The sequence below is a fragment of the Chryseobacterium lathyri genome, assembly GCF_019970085.1.
Taxonomy (GTDB): domain Bacteria; phylum Bacteroidota; class Bacteroidia; order Flavobacteriales; family Weeksellaceae; genus Chryseobacterium; species Chryseobacterium lathyri.
The window spans coordinates 194,244-214,014 of sequence record NZ_JAHXYG010000001.1 but is presented as its reverse complement, the minus strand read 5'-3'; the positions used below and the strand labels follow the sequence as shown (position 1 = coordinate 214,014).

Sequence of the window (19,771 nt, the reverse complement as noted above, 5' to 3'; positions counted from 1 at the left end):
AAATTTACTTATGAGCAACGACTTACAAAACATAAAAAACCGCTTTGGAATCATCGGGAACTTCCCGGCACTGAACCGCGCTTTAGAAAAAGCAATCCAGGTTGCGCCTACGGACATTTCCGTCCTGGTCATTGGAGAAAGTGGTGTTGGAAAAGAATTTATCCCGAAAATCATTCATTCAGAATCCAAAAGAAAGCATCAGCCCTATATTGTGGTTAATTGTGGAGCAATTCCGGAAGGGACCATTGATTCTGAGTTATTTGGCCACGAAAAAGGAGCATTTACCGGAGCTACAGCAACCAGAAAGGGATATTTTGAGGTAGCAGACGGTGGAACCATTTTCCTTGATGAGGTAGGAGAGCTTCCCCTGCAGACCCAGGTCCGTCTTTTGAGGGTGCTGGAAAGCGGTGAATTCATGAAAGTGGGTTCCTCTCAGGTTCAGAAAACCAATGTGAGAATTGTGGCAGCTACCAACGTGAATATGATGAAGGCTATTCACGACGGAAGATTCCGTGAAGACTTATTTTACCGTCTGAATACTGTGCAGATCGACATGCCGCCTTTACGGGAAAGAAAAGGAGACATTCACTTGCTATTCAGAAAATTCTCTATAGACTTTGCAGAAAAATACAGAATGCCGGAACTGGAACTTGAGCCAAGTGCCGTTCATTATATTGAAAATTATAGCTTTCCGGGAAATATCCGCCAGCTGAGAAACCTGGTAGAGCAGATGACCGTAGTGGAAAGAAACAGACAGGTAACAGTTGAAAAGCTGGCTGAATATATCCCTATGGAAACCCATTTGCCGATGGTGGTGAATAATCAGAATGCCCAAAAGCAGAATGATTTCGGAAGTGAAAGAGAAATTATGTACAAAATTCTCTTTGACATGAGAAGTGATATCAACGACTTAAAATCACTTACCTCAGAACTGATCAAAAACAGAGGAACTGCTGATCTCAGCAATCAGGAGAAAAATCTGATCAACAGGATCTATTCTGCAGAGCAGACACAGCCGGTGAGCCAAAATTCACTGCTGTATTTCGAGGACAAATCACCGGGAGTACAGTCTGCACCTACCATCATTTCAAATGCTGACGACAGCTATGAAGATATTGAAGATATAGAAATAGAAGAAAACAGACCTGAATCCTTATCTCTTCAGAATAATGAAAAAGATTTGATTATCAAAGCATTGGATAAGCATAAGGGACGCAGGAACAGGGCGGCAGACGAGCTTGGTATTTCACAAAGAACTTTATACAGAAAAATAAAACAATATAACTTAGAAGACTAACGGAGATGAAGAATTTGGAGCTACTCACCCCCCGTAGAAAGCATTTCCAAGCTTATAATTATTGCATGCGGGATAAGAATACTGTTTTCCATACCTTTGGGAATCTGTATGAGGATGTAGTCTGTAAAGATGTATTAGAGAAATAAAAAAGGTATGAGTAAATTAAAAATAATATTTGGGTTTGTAATTCTTTCGCTGTTCCAGCAGTGTTACTCTTTTACAGGATCATCATTGACAGACGAAAAAACCGTCCAGATCAATGAATTTCCGAATAATGCAGCGCTGGTGAATCCTACCCTTTCCCAGCAGTTTTCTACAGATATCCAGAACAGATTTCTGCAGAGAACCACATTAAAAGGAACAAAATCAAATCCTGACATTCTGATAGAAGGTGAAATTTCAGACTATAATTTTTCGCCGACTACGATCAGCTCCAATACACTGACAAACCCTTCGGGAGGCGTTGTACAGCAGGCACAGAACAAGCTGACCATCAGTGTAAAAGTGCATTACGAAAATAAAATACATCCGGATTCCAGTTTTGACAGAACCTATTCGGATGAAGTGGTTTACAACAGCGACCTGAGCCAGAGCCAGATAGAAACTTCCCAGGTAAAACTTGTAACAGATAGAATTATTAATAAGATATTTAACGATATTGTAGCCAATTGGTAAGATGAATCCCAGAGTTTTAGAACTATTAAAGAGTCCCAAAAATATACAGTCAGAAGATCTAGCTCTTTTGAAAGAAGAAATACATGCTTTTCCCTATGTTCAGAACATCAGGGCGCTTCATTTGTTTGGGGTACATCTTTACGATAAAGAAAACTATCAGAAAGAACTTTCCACGACCGCCGCTTATACCACAGATAAGAAACTTCTTTACCAGCTGATCAACGGTAAAATCCAACGTGAACCGAAACTGGAAACTGTAGAAGATAGATATGCTTCTAAAATTCTGGAAAAACCAGTAAAATATTCTTATAAAGAGAAAACATTCCCGATAAAAAGAGACGAGTCTCCCGAAAAAAGGGAAAACAAATATGAAGAGGCAGCAGTTATGATTCCGCCTGCAAAGGAAGTTAAGCATATTCATGTTAATGGGGAAAGAAACAGAATTCTATTTGAAGGAGAAGAAAACTTCCTGGACGAAGTCCATTCTGAAATAATAGATCTTGAATCTACGCTGGAATCAGGAGTAATAGTTACGCAAAAAACTGAACCGGTAACAGAACATCTTAACGAAAAAATTATAACCGAGCCGGCCGCAAATAAAAACGATCAGCCTGAAAACTCAGAAGCCGGAGTAGAATTCACTCCTGAATTAATTGTTGAGGAAAATAAAATTGACAGCCCCTCAGAAGAGCTGAAAATACAGACAGATGATGCACTAAGCTTCCATGAAGTAGAAACTCTGACACCGGAAACAGAGCCATCAGCTGAACAGACTGAGACAAATGAAGCTATTGAAGAGCCCGTGACTGCTGAAACAGCGCCGGACCCGGAAATTACAAATGAAGATGCCCATGTAAATGAGCCTCATGCTGAGATCAGTTTCCACGGGATGGATGAATTTCTGCCGGATGTTAAAATCCAAGGAAACACAGATAACGAAGCTGTAACTGCTGAAATTCCTAAGCCGAATGTAAATAAGCATGAGGAAGAAATGAGACGCCTTATTGAAGAAGTAGAGAAAAAAATGAAAGAAGTACAGGCGGTATCAAAGGTTGAAAATGAAGAGCCGGAAACTGCTGATCATGAGATCAGTTTTGCTGAAACACAGAGCTTTCATTTCTGGTCCACGGAAAAAGAAGAACCAAAAGCCGAAGAACCTGCTACGGAAGTAAAAGAAGATATAATCGAACAGCCAATTCAGCATGAAGAGCCTGTAGAGATTCGGGAAAAAGTAGAAGAAATCGGAACTGCGGTAGAACAAGCTTTTGTGTGGAAGCCTATGAGTCTTGAGTCCAATCTGCCCGATTCCATGATCAGCCATGCCAGTGCAGTTCCTGCGGCTAAGGCAGAAATCCCAAAAGAGGAGAAAATCCCGGTAATAGAAGATAAACAAGAAAGAATTGTTCCACAAACGGTTGAAGAACCTCAAAAAGATTCTGAAACAGTCTCAGACGAAAAACTTTCTGTTGCTGAAGAAGAAATACCTGAAATTGTAGAAGAGAAAAATGAAGAAGTTGAAAATTCAGAAGCAATGATCGAAACAAAAATGCCAAAAGAAGAAGCACCAGTTATGAATGTATCTTTCTTTGGGACCGATATTTCGAGTCTGGCAGTAGAAAAAGCAGCAAAAGAAGAAGAGCCTGTTCATCAGGGCAAAGCAGAGAGCCAAACACAGGCCGACAGCAATGTGCCCGGATTTATCAATACATGGCAGAGCTGGCTTAAGATCGGCAGAACAGAAGAGGAGGTTTCTCAAAAGGAAAAAACTCCGGTTCAGGAAAAGGTAATTGAAGCTTTCATTGAAAATAATCCTAAAATAAGTCAGTTAAGAGACGAGAGTACTTACGTTGTCAAAGAAAAGAATGATGACATTTCTCATTTGATGACAGAGACACTTGCCAACCTTTATTTCGAGCAGAAACTCTATACTAAAGCCATCAAGGCATTTGAAATTCTGATCAATAAAAACCCGGAAAAAAAGGAATATTTCCAATCTAAAATCAAGGAAATAAAAGATTTCAGAAGTAAAAGCTGAATAGACTTAAAAAAATAATAAAAGGCTGATCACAGAAAAGTGTCCAGCCTTATTTTTTATATACTATCAGTGGTGTTTTTACTGCCACGCAGTTTCCGCAGGGCTTTCCGTCCAAAGATAATAACAAGAATAATCATGATAAGTGCAAAAACGGCAGCAATAATCGGTGCAGCCATCGCCAGTATAGACATGATTCCGGCTCCTGCAGTTTCAGTAGTTCCCACTACAGAATTTCCCAGGCCGCCTGTTGTCGCAGTAGAAGCTGCCCGGATTCCTGCGAAACCGGAACTGATCGTAGCAGCTGTTCCGCCCCCGGCAATTAATGCAAGTGCCCATTGCGGAAAAGTTCCAAGATCGGCAAACTGGCTGGCAAATAAAACAGAGCCCGCCACAGTAGCCAAAGGAACCGAGACCGTATCCAGTAGATGATCCACAAACGGGATGTAATAGGTTAAAATTTCAGCGATTGTTGCAATTCCGGTAGTAATAAGTGCCGGAAGCCCCGAAAGCCATTCAAAATGCTCATTCATCGGGATCCAGTGAAAATAAGAGGCAAGACTTACCGCAAACATCGGCAGAAAAACTCTGAAGCCCGTAGCGGCTGCCAATCCTATACCAATGAAGGCACTGAGTATGTAGGAAAAATAGGGAACATGATCTAACATTTTAATTTTCAGATTTATTGTTTCCTCTAAAATTACAAAAACTATGCAAGGTTTTGTAAAAAATAAATACTTGTAGATTTTATAACAACAACTTTCCGGAATCATCTGTGAAAATCTGTGCCATCTGTAGCTAAACACACCTTCAGACTTTACAAGAGTTTACACAAGATGATTGCATTGGGAAATTACTACACTGTTATATTGCTACATCATTGAGGCTTCTTCTGCATATGACAAAGCTTGATGAACTGCTCCTCCACTTCCTGAAACTTAGCAGGCATTTCTGGGGAAACCCAAAACATCATAGCCAATGTTTTTTCTCCGAAAGCCTCTTTAAACAGATTCTTGTTCAGACGATAACACTCCCGTAAAAGTCTTTTTACCCGATTCCTATATACAGCCTTTTTGAAATATCTTTTAGAAACAGATACCCCGAACTTATGGCTTTCCACCTCCAGATTGGGCCTGTCCTTCAGAATGATTACCCTCAGATTTCCGCAGCTTCTCCATTTACCTTTGTCAAAAAGTAAAGCAATCTCAGTATTTTTTTTGAGCTTTTCTTCCCTGGAATATTTAAAGTTCTGCATTAATCTTGTTTCACTAGATAATTAATCACCTCAGCTGCTGCATACAATCCGAAGATGGCAGGGATATAGCTGATAGTGCCGTAGAAAGACCTTTTGTAATTGGCTCCGTCCGTCATTTTCAAACTTTCTTCCTGCTGAAGCTCATTCGAGAATACACATCTGAAACCCTTATTGATCTTTTCCTTTTTAAGTCTTTTTCTGATCTGTCTGGCAAGAAAACAGTTCTGCGTTTTGCTGATATCTCTTACCATTACTTTGCTGGGATCTGTTTTTCCACCGGCTCCCATAGAGCTGATCAGTTTTATTTTTCTTCTTTTGGCTGCTTTTATTAAGCATAGCTTTGGAGTAACACTGTCGATACAGTCCAAAATATAGTTAAACTTATCAGAATCAATGACTTCGTCCATTCTTTCAGGATTCAGGAATTCGTTGATCTTGATTAAATTAATTTTCGGATTGATGTCAAGAAGCCTTTCAGCAACAACCTCCACTTTATGTTTCCCCACTGTAGAATGCAATGCCGGAAGCTGCCTGTTGACGTTGGTGATGTCCACCGTATCGCCGTCTACAATAGTCATATTCCCTACACCCGCTCTGGCTAAAAATTCTGCGGCAAAAGAGCCCACGCCTCCTAAGCCTATTACCAGTACATTTGCTTTATTAAGTTTCTCCAGCCCTTCTTCTTTGATCAGGAGCTCTGTTCTCTCCAGCCAATACTTATCCATTCTTTATCGTGTCTAAATTTTCTACAATATGTTCATTCAGTTTTTCCAAAGAAATACCCTTTAATTCCGAAACTTTTGAATATAACTCCTCTATGTTAAAATCTTCATTATCAGTTTCTAAAAACAATCTGTCTAAAGGAGTGTTTCTTACAATATCCTGCAAAGATAGATGATACAAAACAGCTTTTCCAAAACTCAAATAAAAATTATTTTTCAGAAGGTCTTCCGCTATCTGTTGCTTTTTATTAAAACCGTGAATGATAACCGCCTGTTCAGCCTTCTTTTTAAAAGAAATGACCTCATAAAACTTTCTTACACAGTGAATAATCAGAGGTTTTTTCACCTCGTTTGAAATAATAATCTGTCTCTGGAAAACCTTTTCCTGGATATTCTGGGGTATCGATACAATAGAGTCCAGTCCGCATTCACCGATAGCCAGACAGTTTTCTGAAATATTGGATTCCAGCCAGCTGAACTGTTCCTTCATAGAATCCACAACAATATCTTTAGGATGTATACCTATAGAATAAGGAGAATCCGGAGGAACTGTCCCAAAATCTATATTGTAGATCCCATTCAGGTTATTCTTCTTATGATGGTGAAAATCAAAAAAATCCATTCACAAAAGTACAACTATCCAGAATTAATTTAAAATTATTAAACGAACGTTTATAATTTTGTTAAAAATTTCTTAACTTTACTCAAAGTGCACTTCATGAGAAAAAAATTTACAGAAAAACAGATCCATATTTTGGACATTGCCGAAGAGCTTATCGCCAAAAAGGGATATGAAGGAACCTCTGTAAGGGATATCTGTTCCAAGGCCAACATTAATGTGGCCATGATTTCCTATTACTTCGGTTCCAAAGAAAAAATGATGTCCTATCTCTATCAATACCGCGTATTGAAGACCAGAGAGAATTTTTCAGAATTTGCAGATACCATTAAGGATGGCAAACCCGAAATGCAGCTCAGGGAGATCATTAAGTACATTGTTTCGCAACTATTCAAATACAATTATTTCCACGGGTTTGTGACACAGGAGCTCAGACATACCGAAAACTTAAAAGATGAGCTATTGGATTTCTATCAGCTGTTTGTGAAAAAGCTGGATGATGTTATCAAAAAAGGGGTTGCATCAGGCGTATTTACTTTCACACCAAAGCCTGAAGATATTCTTACCATGATCATTGGGTCTACATTATTTGTCATCAGGAACAAAAATTTCTATGAGCTGTATGTGCCGAGTAAAAATGAAGAGGCTTATACCAAAGAAGCAGAAAAAAAAGTAAGAATGAATCTTTTAGTCAGTGTTTTTGCTATTTTAGGATATGCCGCGGATTAAAATAGGTGCACACTTAAAATGCGTTAAATGATTATAAATATAAGAATCTATTAGCGGAAAAAATATACTTTGCATATTAATTAGATCGGAAAACACACCGAATATTTTTAACAAATTAAAATAATTAATATGGAAAAATTAGATCTTGCTAAAAAATACAAAACGTATTTTACAGCTAAAGCTCAGCCACAGCTAGTACAGATTGAAAAAGCATCTTTTATTTCAATTTGCGGTAAAGGAGATCCCTCCGGAGAACCTTTTAAAAAAAACATTGAAGCATTGTATTCCATTGCTTATACCTTAAAATTTACACATAAAGAAAAAAATGAAGATTTTGTGGTGTCAAAGTTAGAAGGACTTTGGTGGTTCGATGAAAAAAAATATGCTGGAAAAACGATTGATAGTAGTCCGGTTGAAGTTCCCAGAAGCGAATGGGAGTACCGCTTAATGATTCGTATGCCTGAATTTGTTAAGCCTGAAGACCTCGTAAACGCAATAGACAAAGTATCCGGTGAAAAGAAAATACAAAAAGCCACGGCTGTTGAATGGTTCACATTAGAGGAAGGACGTTCAGTTCAGATAATGCATTTGGGGCCGTTTTCTACGGAGCCTGAATCTTTGAAAAAAATCAGTGTTTTTATGGATAATAACCGTCTTTCCAGGAATGGTTTGCACCACGAAATTTACCTCTCTGATTTTAGGAAAACAGCCCCTGAAAAGTTAAGGACGATTTTAAGGGAACCGGTAAAATAGCCTAAAATGTATTTTGGATATTTTTATTGCAATTGATAATTCAGCATCTATTGTAAACTAAAATACGTTAAATATTCATAAAAAAAAATCTATTGACAAAAAAGTTATATTTTTGCAAATTAGTAAATCGGCTGTATCATCCGAAAACTGTTGAATTTTTTATATGAAAAAATATATTTTAGGTCTTTTTGCAGTGGCAGTGATTTCCTCATGCGTAAGCCAGCAGGAAAAAGCAATGAAGAGTGCTGACAAGAATTTTATCTTAAAGGCAGCTAATGATAACTTTGCCAAAAAGAAGTGGAAGAATGCATTAGCACTATATGACAGGCTTACTAACCTCGTAGCAGGAACAGATGATTTTCCTAATGTAGGTTTTAATACTGCTTATGCGAATTATTATGACAAAAGCTATAAGCTGGCGGGGCATCAGTTTAAAAACTTTGCGGTCAACTTCCCTAAAGATCCAAGAGCAGAAGAAGCAGCGTATATGTCTGCATTATGCTACTACGAAGGTTCTATGGATTATAACCTGGACCAGTCCACTACAGAAACCGCAATCAATGAGCTTCAGGATTTCCTGACCAATTATCCAAACTCTGAAAGATCTAAAAATATCAGTCAGCTGATTGATGAGCTGTCTTATAAATTAGAATTCAAGGCATATGAAAATGCCAGACAGTACTTCAAAATGGGTGAGTACAAAGCTGCTAACGTTGCTTTTGAAAACGTACTGGAAGATTTTCCAAGTACCAAGCTTCGTCCGAAGATTTATGATTATATCATGAAATCACGCTATGAGCTGGCTTTAAAGTCTGTATATGACCTTAAAGATGAGCGTATAGAAAGTGCCCTTGCTTATACAAAGCTGGTAGAAAAAGAGCTTCCGAATACGGAATATTCTAAAACAGCAGTAGACCTTAGAGCGAAACTGACAAAAGAAAAAGAAAACTTTGCTGTTGTTAAAAAACAGACAGAAGCAAGAATTGCAGCATTAACGGCAAGACAGAAAAAGGAGGCTGATAAAATGGCAGAAAAAACTAAAGCTGAGCAGCAGATTAAAGATCAGATCAGCAATGAAAAGAAGGCAATGCAGATCCAGAGGGATAGTGCAGCACTTCAGACCCCTCCTCCGGCGGCCACTTTCAAAATCCAAAGATAATTCGTAAATTTGCCATCTTATTAATAAAATAAATTTCTCAAAATGAGCGTAAAAGATACAAAAGCAGAAGTAAATACTATTACTTACGATAAAGACAAGATTGAAGATAAAGTAGGTTCAATCTATGAAGCTATTGTTATCATGGGAAAGAGAGCAGAGCAGATCAACGCAGAAATCCGTACAGAACTTCACAATAAACTGGACGAATTTGCGGTGCACAATTCTACATTGGAAGAAGTTTTCGAAAACAGAGAGCAGATTGAAATCTCTAAACATTATGAAAAACTTCCTAAGCCTACTTCTATTGCTATCGAAGAATGGCTGAATGAAGATATCTATTTCAGAAAGACAGAAGACAGAAAATAATTATTTGTGTTTTTTATATATGAAGGTCATAAAGGAATTCAGTTCTTTTATGACCTTTGTCTGTTTATACCTGTCTTTGTGCGAAAAAATAAGTAATTTAGTATTTCAAAAATTAAAACTAAATGAGTGTTTCCGGTAAAAAGATACTTATCGCTGTTTCTGGGGGAATTGCGGCCTATAAAATTCATTTCCTGATCAGGGATTTTGTAAAAAAAGGAGCCGAAGTTCAGATGATTATGACGCCCGATGCAGAGCAGTTTGTAACGAAATTAAGTCTTTCAACCCTTTCCAGAAAACCTGTATATTCAGATTTTTATGGCAATAACGGTACCTGGAACAGCCATGTGGAGATGGCCTTATGGGCAGATGTAATGATCGTAGCTCCATGTACGGCTAATACCTTGGCTAAAATGGTTCACGGTATGTGTGACAACCTCGTGATTGCTACCTATATGTCTGCAAAATGCCCTGTATTTATTGCTCCGGCAATGGACCTTGATATGTATGCGCATCCTTCCACCAAACGGAATATTGAACTGGCAGAAGATTACGGTCACATCATTATCCCCGCTGAAACCGGTGAACTGGCCAGCGGATTGGTAGGGCAGGGAAGAATGGCAGAACCTGAGACTATCTTTAAAACTGTTGAAAACTTTTTTAACTCCGTAAATCATGCCAAAAGCTTAGAAGGAAAAACAGTGCTGATCACAGCCGGGCCAACCTATGAAGCTCTTGATCCCGTAAGATTTATCGGTAACCATTCCTCAGGCAAAATGGGTTTTTCCCTTGCTGAAGAAGCCTCAAAAAGAGGAGCAAAAGTTATTTTGATATCAGGACCCAGCTCACAGAAGACAGAAGATAAAAATATCCAGCTTCATAAAGTAACCTCTGCCAAAGAAATGCTGAATAAAGTGTTTGAATTTTATGACCGCGTGGATATTGGTATTGCCAGTGCCGCCGTAGCAGACTATGCCCCAAAAGAGGTTGCGAAAGAGAAAATAAAAAAAAATGATGATAATTTAACCATTGAACTGATTAAAAATCCTGATATTCTTAAAACAATGGGTGAAAAGAAAACCCATCAGTTTTTGGTAGGTTTTGCCTTGGAAACCCAGAATGAAGAAGAAAATGCCAAAGGGAAACTCGAAAAGAAAAATCTTGATATGATCGTGCTGAACTCCCTCCGTGATGAAGGTGCAGGCTTTAAAAACGACACCAATAAAATTAAGATATTTACCAAAACAGGAAAAAAAGAATTTGATCTCAAATCAAAAGATGAAGTCGCTGCAGATATTCTGGATTTTGTTGAGGCTCAACTTTTAAAATAATTTTAATAAATTTCCGTTCTCAATTTTTAATAGATAATGAAAAAAATCATAAGCCTATTTTTGCTGCTTTTTATATATAATCTGAGTTTTTCCCAGGAATTGCTTGCGACCGTACAGATCAACTCCCAGCAACTGGGAGGAAGTAACCAGCAGGCCTATAAAGCCTTGGAGAAAAGTCTTAGAGACTTCATCAATAATACCAGCTGGACGGGGAAAAAACTTCAGAATTTCGAAAAGATCAAATGTAATTTTGCAGTTGTTATTGCTGAAAGAGACGGAAACCGTTTCAAGGGAAGCATTGTGATTCAGGCTGTGCGTCCCGTATTCAGTACCAGCTATGAGTCTCCGCTGATTAACCTTCAGGACCAGAGATTTGCCTTTGAATATATTGAAAACGAAAATCTTGTATTCAATGAAAGACAGTTCTCAGGAAAAAACCTTATTGATGTGATCAGCTTTTATGTGTACGTCATTTTAGGTTATGACGCAGACAGCTTCCAGTCTATGGGCGGAACACCATGGTTTGCAAAAGCCCAGCAGATTGCCCAGAACTCTCAGAACAGAAACTATGAAGGCTGGAATGTCATCAATGAGCCAAGAAGCCGTACCATCCTCATCAATGAAATTATCAACCCGAACTGGAATCAATTGCGTTCCACGATGTATACCTATCACAGAGCAGGTTTGGATAATCTGTTCAATCAGGATCAGACCGCTGCGAAAAAAGTGATTTTTGACGCCCTTATGCAGCTGAAAAGGTATGAAAACTCTTTCCAGCAATCCTATTACTTCAATCTGTTTCTTGATAATAAAAGTGATGAGATCTTCAATATTTTCAATTCAGGAAATAATGGAGGACTTGTTATGAATGATCTTAAACAGCTGATGATGATCTTCACACCTAAATATTCGGAGAATAAGTGGAGTAAGTGGAAATAAAGATCCTTCGTTTTAAGTTTTTGAATACTTAATTCTATATTTGCATTACTTAAAGTAATCAGCTATTATCCATGCTTTCGAGAATTTATATTAAAAATTTTGCCTTGATTGATACTCTTGAAGTATCATTGCATAACGGTTTACAGGTCATCACCGGCGAGACCGGAGCAGGAAAATCTATTATTTTAGGTGCCTTAAGGCTTATCTTGGGCGAAAGGGCAGACGTAAAGTCTATTTCCAAATCAGAAGAGAAAAGTATTGTAGAAACTGAATTTGATTTAAATAACCAGTTCAAAAAATTCTTTATTGAAAATGATCTCGATTATGAGCATCAGACCATCATCCGAAGGGAAATTCTTCCTTCCGGAAAATCCAGAGCATTTATCAATGATGTACCGGTAACCCTTGATGTACTTAAAGAATTATCTTCAAAACTGATTGATATCCACTCGCAGTTTGAAACTTCAAACCTTTTTACCTCAGAATACCAGTTTAAAATTATTGACGGCCTTTCTGAAAATAAAAAAGCCATTGAAGAATATCAGAATGAATTTTCAGATTTTCAGAGTTTAAAAATACAGCTTAAAAAATTTCAGGCCCAGCTTTCTGAAAACAGGAAAGAAAGCGATTATAAAGAGTTTCTCTTAAACGAACTGGAGGAACTGAAACTGGACGATATAGACTATGAAGACCTTCAGAACCAGCTTTCTATCCAGGAGAATGCCGAAATGATCTCTGAAAACCTGGTCCAGATTCTTTCAAGGTTTCACCAGGAAGAAGTCGGGATCCTTTCTTTCTTCAACGAAGCTAAAAATAAACTATCAAAAATATCAGAAGTTTCAAGTAGTTTTTCAGAACTTGATGAAAGACTGGAAACTTCTTTTGTGGAGCTAAAAGATATTATTTCCGAACTTGAAAATGAATCGGAAAGAATAGAAATCAATCCAGCCAATCTTGCTATCCTTGTTGATCTTAATAATAAAATCAATGCCCAGTTTCTAAAGCATAGCGTTTCTGATATCAATGAATTGAAAGAACTCAGAGACCAGCTTGCAGGGGAACAGAAAGGTGCTTCAGAACTTGAAGATAAAATTTTGGAAATTGAAGAAAGTATTTCCAAAAAAGAAAAAACACTTCAGTCTCTGGCCGAAAAACTTTCAAAAAACAGAAAAAAATCTATTCCTGTCTTTGTCAAAAAAGCAGAAGCTCTTCTTAAAAAATTAGGTCTTGAAAAAGCCCGAGTTGACATTGAGCTTCAGGATACCCCTGAATTTAATGCATTCGGGAAAGAAAATATACAGTTGCTGTTTCAAGCTAACTCAGGCTTCCCTTTAAAACCAATTCAGACGGCTATTTCCGGTGGTGAAAGATCAAGGGTCATGCTTGCAGTGAAGAAAATCATTGCCGAAAGCGACGAGCTTCCAACCCTGATTCTGGATGAAATAGATACCGGAGTTTCCGGGAAAGTAGCAGAAGAGATTGGAAACCTGATGAGGGAAATGGCCACAGACATGCAGCTTATTGTTATTTCTCACCTTGCACAAGTTGCAGCCAAAGGAAATAATAACTACAAAGTGGTTAAACGTGATATTTCCGGTAAAACACAATCCACCATCATTCCTCTGGATGACGAGGAAAAGCTGAACGAGATTGCCCAGCTTCTTTCCGGGAGCAAAATTACTGAGGCCGCACTGGCACAGGCTAAAGAACTTATTGGCTAAAATTGTAACATATTTTACATTATACTGACTAATGTAAAAAAACTAAATATGTTTCTAAAGTTCCTCAGGCTCGAAATCAAGAGCTTTTTCCGTGGTACTTCTGTAGGGGTGAATCTTGCCATGAAGATCCTTCGTTTTATAGGAATCCTCTACTTTATGGCGTGCCTGGCAGGAGGTGCTTTTGCCGCATTCTTCTATGTGCGGGACGAAATGCACCAAGATCCTTTAAAAGCGATTTCAAAACTTGTAGTGGTTGCCTGGGCACTGGACCTCATTCTGAAATACATCTGGCAGGAAATGTCTACCCAGAATATTAAACCGTTTCTGACCCAGAATATTCCCAAGAATACACTGGTCAATTATATGCTTGTGAAAACCTTTCTTTCGGCATTAAGCTGGCTGAATTCTTTATTCTTTATTACATTTTCCCTCATTGCACTGTTCAATGGATACAGTGTGACGGGTATTTTGGCCTGGTTAATCGGGATTTCTTTTTTGTTTTACCTTAATAATTTCATTAATATTCTGTTTAATGATAAGGAAATAGTAGCAATTATCATAGGGCTTCTATTTGCTGCAGTGGCCGGGCTTGGGTATTATAATATAGTCCCTGTGCTTTCTTACTCAGAGAGATTTGTTTACGGTTTCTACAAGAATCCTTATATGATTGTAATTCCGGTTATGCTGTTTTTCAGTCTTTGGAAAATATGCTTTAATTGCGTCCGGAAAGAATTTTATTTGGATCAGGGGCTTGAAGCTAAAAAACAGTTTGGGAAAACGGAAAATATTGCTTTTCTAAACAAATATGGCGTTATCGGAACCTTTATCAACAATGATATTAAAATGCTGAGACGGAATAAAGTCACCAAAGGAATTCTGATCGGAAGTTTTTTCTTTCTTTTTTACGGATTGCTGATGTATACCTCTGTGATTTATAAGACGCCTGCCATGATGATGTTTATGGGACTGTTTGTAACAGGAGGCTTTCAGTTTCTCTTCGGGCAGAGGGTTCCTGCATTCGACAGTTCTTACTATCCATTGATGATGACGCTGAATGTTCCTTACAAAGAATATCTCAAGGCAAAATGGTGGCTGATCAATATTGTGACGGCAGCTTCAATTATTGTTGCATTATTTTATGCTTACTTCGGTTGGGAAGTTTATATCACATTTTTGGCAGCAGGACTTTATAATATCGGAGTGAATTCCCAGCTTACCCTTTGGTCCGGGGCATTTAATAAAACCCAAATTGATCTTAATTCAAAAGAAAAAAGGATAGGACAGAAAAACAGCTTTAATCTGAAATCCATGCTCTTATTAATTCCGAAAATGCTGCTTCCAATGGGTGTTTTTGCCCTTTCAAAATATTTCTTTGGAATTACGGCCGGAGTTGTAAGCATCGCAGTTTTTGGACTTGCAGGATTCTTCCTCAGAGAAAAAATATTCGATATCATCGTCAAACAATATAAACGCGAAAAATACAGTACACTGGACGCATTTAAAAACAAAGATTAACTATGATTACTATCAATAATTTATCCAAGACTTACGGAACTGCCACAGTTCTTAATATTGAGCATCTTGAAATCCCTAACGGTGAAACATTTGGGCTTGTAGGAAACAATGGCGCCGGAAAAACCACTCTTTTCAGTCTTATGCTTGATCTGATTCAGCCTACTACAGGCTTCGTAAGCATTGATGATATCAAGGTGAATGAATCTGAAGCCTGGAAAAACAAAGTTTCTGCTTTCGTGGATGATACTTTCCTGATTGGCTATCTGACACCGGAAGAATATTTTTATTTCATCGGAGAACTGAGAGGCCAGAATAAGGCTTCCATTGATGAATTTTTAAAGCCATTTCACGATTTTTTCAATGGTGAGATTCTTAATTCAGGAAAATACGTCCGTGATCTGTCAAAAGGAAATCAGAAAAAAGTAGGAATAGTAGGAGCTGTCATCGGAAATCCGGAGATCATTATCCTTGATGAACCTTTTGCGAACCTGGATCCTTCCACCCAGATCAAACTGAAAAATCTGATCAAAGAACTTTCAAAGCAGGATGGTGTAACTTTTCTGATCTCGAGCCATGATCTTTCCCATACCACAGAAGTCTGTAACAGAATCGTTGTTGTGAATAAAGGACAGCTTGTAAAAGATATAAAGACCAATCCGGAAACGTTAAAGGATCTTGAACAGTATTTTGCAGATCAGGTTTCAGTGCCTTCAGCAGTTAGTTTATAATAAAAAGGTCGAGAAAATTTTCCCGGCCATTCCATCAATTATCTTAAATAGGATCTTCCTCTATCGGAATTGCACACATATCTACATGCACCATGCACAACCCCTGGCAAGGATTGTCCGTGGGATTACTGCAGCATGCATAATAACCATTGTACTGAACAAGATACCAGTTCGTAGGACAGCGCGGAATAACCGCACCTCCAAATACCTGTTTCAGGCTTTCTCTGCTGAATTTTTTTAAATTTTTCATAAGATTAGTTTTTATATTATATCACTAATATATGAAATTATATAATTGAAATAGATTTAAAATTTTGAATATCAGTATTTTATACAAATTAAAAGCCTCAGGATTCCTGAGGCTTTTCTACATTTAATCTATAATTCTAAAAATTTATTTCAGGCTTCCCACCATATCTTCCGGCTTCACCCATTCGTCAAACTGCTCAGCCGTTAAAAAGCCAAGGTTTACAGCTTCTTCTTTTAGAGTAGTGCCATTTTTATGGGCTGTTTTTGCAATTTTTGCTGCATTTTCATAACCGATGTGGGTATTTAAAGCAGTAACAAGCATTAATGATTTGTCTACCAACTCTTTAATTCTCTCATGGTTGGGTTCAATACCTTCAGCACAATGATCATTGAATGAGATACATGCATCTGCAATCAATTGGGCAGACTGAAGGAAATTATAGGCCATAACAGGTTTGAAAACATTAAGTTCATAATTTCCCTGCGTTCCTGCAAAAGAAATCGTAGTATCATTTCCTAAAACCTGTGCACAAACCATAGTCATTGCCTCGTTTTGCGTAGGATTTACTTTCCCCGGCATGATAGAAGATCCCGGTTCATTTTCAGGAATATGAATTTCGCCGATTCCTGAACGTGGTCCTGACGCTAATAACCTGATATCCTGGGCAATCTTGAATAAAGAAACAGCCAGTTGTTTTAATGCGCCGTGAGATTCCACAATCGCATCATGAGCGGCCAGAGCTTCAAATTTATTTTCAGCCGTAACAAAAGGATGGTTCGTAAATTTCGCGATATATTCAGCTACTTTTACATCATAACCGTTTGGAGTGTTAAGTCCTGTACCTACTGCGGTACCGCCCAACGCAAGTTCAGAAAGATGGGGAAGTGTATTTTTTAAAGCTCTTAATCCAAATTCAAGCTGAGCTCTGTATCCTGAAAATTCCTGTCCCAGAGTAAGCGGAGTAGCATCCATAAGATGCGTTCTGCCGATTTTTACAATATCTTTAAAAGCTTCTGCTTTTGCAGCAAGTGTATTCTTTAATTTTTCAACAGCAGGAATGGTTACTTCCACTACTTTCTTATAAGCGGCAATATGCATGGCTGTAGGATAAGTGTCATTGGAAGACTGTGATTTATTCACATCATCATTCGGATGAATTTCAGATTTGTCGCCTAAAGTTCCTCCATTGTTAACATGAGCCCTGTTTGAAACCACTTCATTAACGTTCATATTCGATTGCGTTCCCGAGCCCGTCTGCCAGATCACCAATGGAAACTGATCATTCAGCTTTCCTTCCAGGATTTCGTCGCATACCTTAGCAATCATATCTCTTTTCTCTGCAGAAAGAACGCCAAGATCAGTATTGGTATAAGCTGCTGCTTTCTTTAAATAAGCAAAAGCTTCAATGATTTCGTGGGGCATAGAACCTTCAGGTCCTATTTTAAAATTATTCCTTGAACGTTCAGTCTGTGCTCCCCAAAACTTATCTGCAGGCACCTGAACCTCTCCCATAGTATCCTTTTCGATTCTGTAATTCATTGTGATTGAAATTTTTATAAAGTTAATTATAAACGCAGAATCACGCAATTTATAATCATTATAAATATCAATACAGATGACTGATTTTACTCATGCTTTTTTGAGGATGCCGTATTTTTGCACAAACAAAAATTGAATGGATTTTAGATATCAGGATCCGTATCCGATCCAGAAAGACGATACGGTGTACAAAAAGCTTACATCAGATTACGTAAAGGTTGAAAAATTAGGAGAAAGAGAGATTTTGACCATTGATCCTAAAGGTCTTGAACTTCTGGCTGAAGAAGCAATGGCAGACGTTTCTTTTATGCTCCGCTCTTCACACCTTGAAAGTCTGAGAAGAATCATCGACGATCCGGAGGCTACTGATAACGACAGATTCGTTGCCTATAACTTGTTGCAGAATGCTGCGGTTGCCGTTGAAGGAGCTCTTCCTTCATGCCAGGATACAGGTACGGCTATTGTAATGGGGAAAAAAGGAGAAAATGTTTATACAGGGGTTGATGACGGAGAATATTTAAGCAAAGGAATTTACAATACCTATCAGAAAAGAAACCTGAGATATTCCCAGGTAGTCCCTTTGACGATGTTTGACGAAAAAAATTCAGGGTCAAATCTTCCTGCACAGATTGATATCTATGCTAAAAAAGGAGATTACTACGAATTTTTATTTTTAACGAAAGGAGGAGGTTCTGCCAACAAAACATTCCTTTATCAAAAAACCAAATCATTACTGAACGAAAAATCTCTTGAAGAATTCGTTAAAGAAAGAATTTCAGATCTGGGTACAGCGGCATGCCCGCCTTATCACCTGGCGCTGGTTATTGGGGGAACTTCTGCTGAAGCGAATCTGGCTGCCGTGAAAAAAGCATCTGCAAAATATTACGATCATCTTCCGACAGAAGGAAACGAAGCAGGACAGGCCTTCAGAGACCTTGAATGGGAAGCTAAAGTTCAGAAAATCTGTCAGGAAAGTGCTATCGGAGCACAGTTCGGAGGAAAGTACCTTACCCATGATGTAAGAGTAATCAGACTTCCTCGTCATGCTGCTTCTTGTCCGGTCGGAATGGGCGTTTCATGTTCAGCAGACAGAAATATCAAAGGAAAAATTACAAAAGAGGGTATCTTCCTTGAACAACTTGAACAGGATCCGAAAAGATTTTTACCGGATACGCCTCCACACCTGGAAGAGGCTGTTGAGATTAACCTAAATAAACCAATGCCTGAAATTCTTGCCGAACTGTCCAAATACCCGATCAAAACAAGATTGAAATTGAACGGAACGTTAATTGTAGCAAGGGATATTGCCCACGCAAAGATCAAAGAGATCATCGATAGCGGAAAACCGATGCCGGAATATTTCAAAAATCATCCGATCTATTATGCAGGACCGGCAAAAACTCCGGAAGGAATGGCTTCAGGAAGCTTCGGGCCTACGACAGCAGGAAGAATGGATGTATACGTTGATGAGTTCCAGAGCCACGGCGGAAGTATGATCATGCTGGCCAAAGGGAACAGAAGTAAAGATGTTACCAATGCCTGTGGTAAATATGGAGGTTTTTATCTGGGGTCCATCGGAGGACCTGCCGCCATCCTTGCCAAAGACAATATTGTGTCTGTAGATATTGTGGATTTCCCTGAATTAGGGATGGAAGCCGTAAGAAAAATTGAAGTAAAAGATTTCCCGGCATTCATCATTACAGACGATAAAGGCAATGATTTCTTCGCAGATCTTGCCCACTAATTAGTTTAAAATCAAAATAAATTATAAAATAGGGCTTGTATCTTTTGTGTACAAAACAAAAAAGTCCTATTTTTGCCTAAAATCTTAGAGAATGATAACTATTTTATCAGCATTTTGGCCGTTTTACCAGTTCCTATGGACTGTATTCTTTATAATTATGTTCTTAGTAGGATTCTGGTGTATCTTCATGTTCTTCGGATTGGTAATCCCAATGTGGTTAACTGAAGGTCTGAAAGAATATTTCGGAAAAGTAAAACCTTTCGACCCTGAAGATATCAGAAGAAAACAAGTAAATGAGCAGGAAGGTGTAGAAGTAATCTTCAGCAACCCTAAAGGGAACGGACCTTTCATCCATGATCACGGACATCATCATTAATTGATTGTCATTGCTTTTTCACCT

20 protein-coding genes are annotated in these 19,771 nt (G+C 38.2%); 14 read left to right on the top strand and 6 right to left on the bottom strand.

The window, feature by feature from the left end:
• The first annotated feature begins 10 nt into the window (after positions 1–10).
• The 3 genes from LC418_RS00960 to LC418_RS00950 all read left to right on the top strand — a co-directional run bounded on the left by LC418_RS00960 (position 11) and on the right by LC418_RS00950 (position 4,007).
• On the top strand, positions 11–1,297 hold the full coding sequence (locus tag LC418_RS00960; protein WP_223557780.1) for a sigma-54 interaction domain-containing protein: 1,287 nt from the start codon (positions 11–13) through the stop codon (positions 1,295–1,297).
• A 153-nt stretch (positions 1,298–1,450) separates the two neighbouring features.
• A complete protein-coding gene (gene lptE / locus LC418_RS00955; protein WP_111953663.1) occupies positions 1,451–1,972 on the top strand; it encodes an LPS assembly lipoprotein LptE in 522 nt (173 codons plus the stop codon).
• A 67-nt stretch (positions 1,973–2,039) separates the two neighbouring features.
• Complete coding sequence (locus tag LC418_RS00950; RefSeq protein WP_223557779.1) at positions 2,040–4,007, top strand: hypothetical protein; 1,968 nt, start codon at positions 2,040–2,042, stop codon at positions 4,005–4,007.
• Between the two features lie 56 nt (positions 4,008–4,063).
• Here the strand turns inward: LC418_RS00950 and LC418_RS00945 are convergent, their stop codons facing one another.
• From LC418_RS00945 to LC418_RS00930, 4 genes are all read right to left on the bottom strand, one after another.
• Positions 4,064–4,672, bottom strand: coding sequence for a DUF4126 domain-containing protein (locus LC418_RS00945; RefSeq protein ID WP_223557778.1), 609 nt, complete (start codon positions 4,670–4,672; stop codon positions 4,064–4,066).
• A 209-nt stretch (positions 4,673–4,881) separates the two neighbouring features.
• Positions 4,882–5,259 (bottom strand): ribonuclease P protein component, encoded by a 378-nt coding sequence (rnpA, locus tag LC418_RS00940; RefSeq protein ID WP_223557777.1) that lies wholly within the window; start codon positions 5,257–5,259, stop codon positions 4,882–4,884.
• On the bottom strand, positions 5,259–5,984 hold the full coding sequence (locus LC418_RS00935; RefSeq protein ID WP_111953655.1) for a tRNA threonylcarbamoyladenosine dehydratase: 726 nt from the start codon (positions 5,982–5,984) through the stop codon (positions 5,259–5,261). The genes rnpA and LC418_RS00935 overlap by 1 nt, the downstream gene beginning before the upstream one ends.
• Positions 5,977–6,603 carry a TatD family hydrolase gene (locus LC418_RS00930; protein WP_223557776.1) on the bottom strand — a complete coding sequence of 209 codons (627 nt, stop codon included), beginning with the start codon at positions 6,601–6,603 and terminating at the stop codon, positions 5,977–5,979. Before LC418_RS00930 ends, LC418_RS00935 begins: the two co-directional genes overlap by 8 nt.
• A gap of 96 nt (positions 6,604–6,699) precedes the next feature.
• On the opposite strand from LC418_RS00930, the gene LC418_RS00925 reads away from it, so the two are divergent.
• The 9 genes from LC418_RS00925 (at position 6,700) to LC418_RS00885 (ending at position 15,838) form a co-directional block, all read left to right on the top strand.
• Positions 6,700–7,329 (top strand): TetR/AcrR family transcriptional regulator, encoded by a 630-nt coding sequence (locus tag LC418_RS00925; protein WP_073328854.1) that lies wholly within the window; start codon positions 6,700–6,702, stop codon positions 7,327–7,329.
• Positions 7,330–7,458: 129 nt separating this feature from the next.
• Complete coding sequence (locus LC418_RS00920) at positions 7,459–8,082, top strand: GyrI-like domain-containing protein (RefSeq protein ID WP_223557775.1); 624 nt, start codon at positions 7,459–7,461, stop codon at positions 8,080–8,082.
• Between the two features lie 163 nt (positions 8,083–8,245).
• Positions 8,246–9,241, top strand: a complete 996-nt coding sequence (locus LC418_RS00915; RefSeq protein WP_111953649.1) for an outer membrane protein assembly factor BamD — start codon at positions 8,246–8,248, stop codon at positions 9,239–9,241.
• 42 nt (positions 9,242–9,283) lie between these two features.
• Complete coding sequence (locus LC418_RS00910; protein WP_027372958.1) at positions 9,284–9,607, top strand: DNA-directed RNA polymerase subunit omega; 324 nt, start codon at positions 9,284–9,286, stop codon at positions 9,605–9,607.
• 122 nt (positions 9,608–9,729) lie between these two features.
• Positions 9,730–10,935, top strand: coding sequence for a bifunctional phosphopantothenoylcysteine decarboxylase/phosphopantothenate--cysteine ligase CoaBC (gene coaBC, locus LC418_RS00905; RefSeq protein ID WP_223557774.1), 1,206 nt, complete (start codon positions 9,730–9,732; stop codon positions 10,933–10,935).
• 36 nt (positions 10,936–10,971) lie between these two features.
• A complete protein-coding gene (gene porD / locus LC418_RS00900) occupies positions 10,972–11,874 on the top strand; it encodes a type IX secretion system protein PorD (protein WP_111953645.1) in 903 nt (300 codons plus the stop codon).
• A 71-nt stretch (positions 11,875–11,945) separates the two neighbouring features.
• Positions 11,946–13,595, top strand: coding sequence for a DNA repair protein RecN (locus tag LC418_RS00895; protein ID WP_223557773.1), 1,650 nt, complete (start codon positions 11,946–11,948; stop codon positions 13,593–13,595).
• 48 nt (positions 13,596–13,643) lie between these two features.
• Positions 13,644–15,110, top strand: coding sequence for a DUF5687 family protein (locus tag LC418_RS00890; RefSeq protein ID WP_223557772.1), 1,467 nt, complete (start codon positions 13,644–13,646; stop codon positions 15,108–15,110).
• A 2-nt stretch (positions 15,111–15,112) separates the two neighbouring features.
• A complete protein-coding gene (locus LC418_RS00885; protein WP_223557771.1) occupies positions 15,113–15,838 on the top strand; it encodes an ABC transporter ATP-binding protein in 726 nt (241 codons plus the stop codon).
• Between the two features lie 43 nt (positions 15,839–15,881).
• On the opposite strand, the gene LC418_RS00880 is transcribed toward LC418_RS00885, so the two are convergent.
• Positions 15,882–16,088, bottom strand: a complete 207-nt coding sequence (locus tag LC418_RS00880) for a bacteriocin-like protein (protein WP_223557770.1) — start codon at positions 16,086–16,088, stop codon at positions 15,882–15,884.
• A gap of 144 nt (positions 16,089–16,232) precedes the next feature.
• Positions 16,233–17,627 (bottom strand): class II fumarate hydratase, encoded by a 1,395-nt coding sequence (gene fumC / locus LC418_RS00875; protein ID WP_111953635.1) that lies wholly within the window; start codon positions 17,625–17,627, stop codon positions 16,233–16,235.
• A 136-nt stretch (positions 17,628–17,763) separates the two neighbouring features.
• Here fumC and LC418_RS00870 point away from each other — a divergent pair, with 136 nt between their 5' ends.
• Both LC418_RS00870 and LC418_RS00865 read left to right on the top strand, forming a co-directional pair.
• Entirely contained in the window at positions 17,764–19,371 is a 1,608-nt protein-coding gene (locus LC418_RS00870; protein ID WP_111953633.1) for a fumarate hydratase, read from the top strand.
• 91 nt (positions 19,372–19,462) lie between these two features.
• Positions 19,463–19,747 (top strand): hypothetical protein, encoded by a 285-nt coding sequence (locus LC418_RS00865; protein ID WP_174772309.1) that lies wholly within the window; start codon positions 19,463–19,465, stop codon positions 19,745–19,747.
• Positions 19,748–19,771 lie beyond the last annotated feature (24 nt).

Bases quoted from the DNA above. Each gene is read 5' to 3' on its own strand.
- LC418_RS00930 (WP_223557776.1), bottom strand. From the start codon at position 6,603: ATGGATTTTTTTGATTTTCACCATCATAAGAAGAATAACCTGAATGGG.
- LC418_RS00920 (WP_223557775.1), top strand. From the start codon at position 7,459: ATGGAAAAATTAGATCTTGCTAAAAAATACAAAACGTATTTTACAGCT.
- LC418_RS00925 (WP_073328854.1), top strand. From the start codon at position 6,700: ATGAGAAAAAAATTTACAGAAAAACAGATCCATATTTTGGACATTGCC.
- LC418_RS00880 (WP_223557770.1), bottom strand. From the start codon at position 16,088: ATGAAAAATTTAAAAAAATTCAGCAGAGAAAGCCTGAAACAGGTATTT.
- LC418_RS00945 (WP_223557778.1), bottom strand. From the start codon at position 4,672: ATGTTAGATCATGTTCCCTATTTTTCCTACATACTCAGTGCCTTCATT.
- LC418_RS00885 (WP_223557771.1), top strand. From the start codon at position 15,113: ATGATTACTATCAATAATTTATCCAAGACTTACGGAACTGCCACAGTT.
- fumC (WP_111953635.1), bottom strand. From the start codon at position 17,627: ATGAATTACAGAATCGAAAAGGATACTATGGGAGAGGTTCAGGTGCCT.
- LC418_RS00895 (WP_223557773.1), top strand. From the start codon at position 11,946: ATGCTTTCGAGAATTTATATTAAAAATTTTGCCTTGATTGATACTCTT.
- coaBC (WP_223557774.1), top strand. From the start codon at position 9,730: ATGAGTGTTTCCGGTAAAAAGATACTTATCGCTGTTTCTGGGGGAATT.
- rnpA (WP_223557777.1), bottom strand. From the start codon at position 5,259: ATGCAGAACTTTAAATATTCCAGGGAAGAAAAGCTCAAAAAAAATACT.
- LC418_RS00870 (WP_111953633.1), top strand. From the start codon at position 17,764: ATGGATTTTAGATATCAGGATCCGTATCCGATCCAGAAAGACGATACG.
- lptE (WP_111953663.1), top strand. From the start codon at position 1,451: ATGAGTAAATTAAAAATAATATTTGGGTTTGTAATTCTTTCGCTGTTC.
- LC418_RS00935 (WP_111953655.1), bottom strand. From the start codon at position 5,984: ATGGATAAGTATTGGCTGGAGAGAACAGAGCTCCTGATCAAAGAAGAA.
- LC418_RS00865 (WP_174772309.1), top strand. From the start codon at position 19,463: ATGATAACTATTTTATCAGCATTTTGGCCGTTTTACCAGTTCCTATGG.
- LC418_RS00890 (WP_223557772.1), top strand. From the start codon at position 13,644: ATGTTTCTAAAGTTCCTCAGGCTCGAAATCAAGAGCTTTTTCCGTGGT.
- LC418_RS00960 (WP_223557780.1), top strand. From the start codon at position 11: ATGAGCAACGACTTACAAAACATAAAAAACCGCTTTGGAATCATCGGG.
- LC418_RS00915 (WP_111953649.1), top strand. From the start codon at position 8,246: ATGAAAAAATATATTTTAGGTCTTTTTGCAGTGGCAGTGATTTCCTCA.
- porD (WP_111953645.1), top strand. From the start codon at position 10,972: ATGAAAAAAATCATAAGCCTATTTTTGCTGCTTTTTATATATAATCTG.
- LC418_RS00910 (WP_027372958.1), top strand. From the start codon at position 9,284: ATGAGCGTAAAAGATACAAAAGCAGAAGTAAATACTATTACTTACGAT.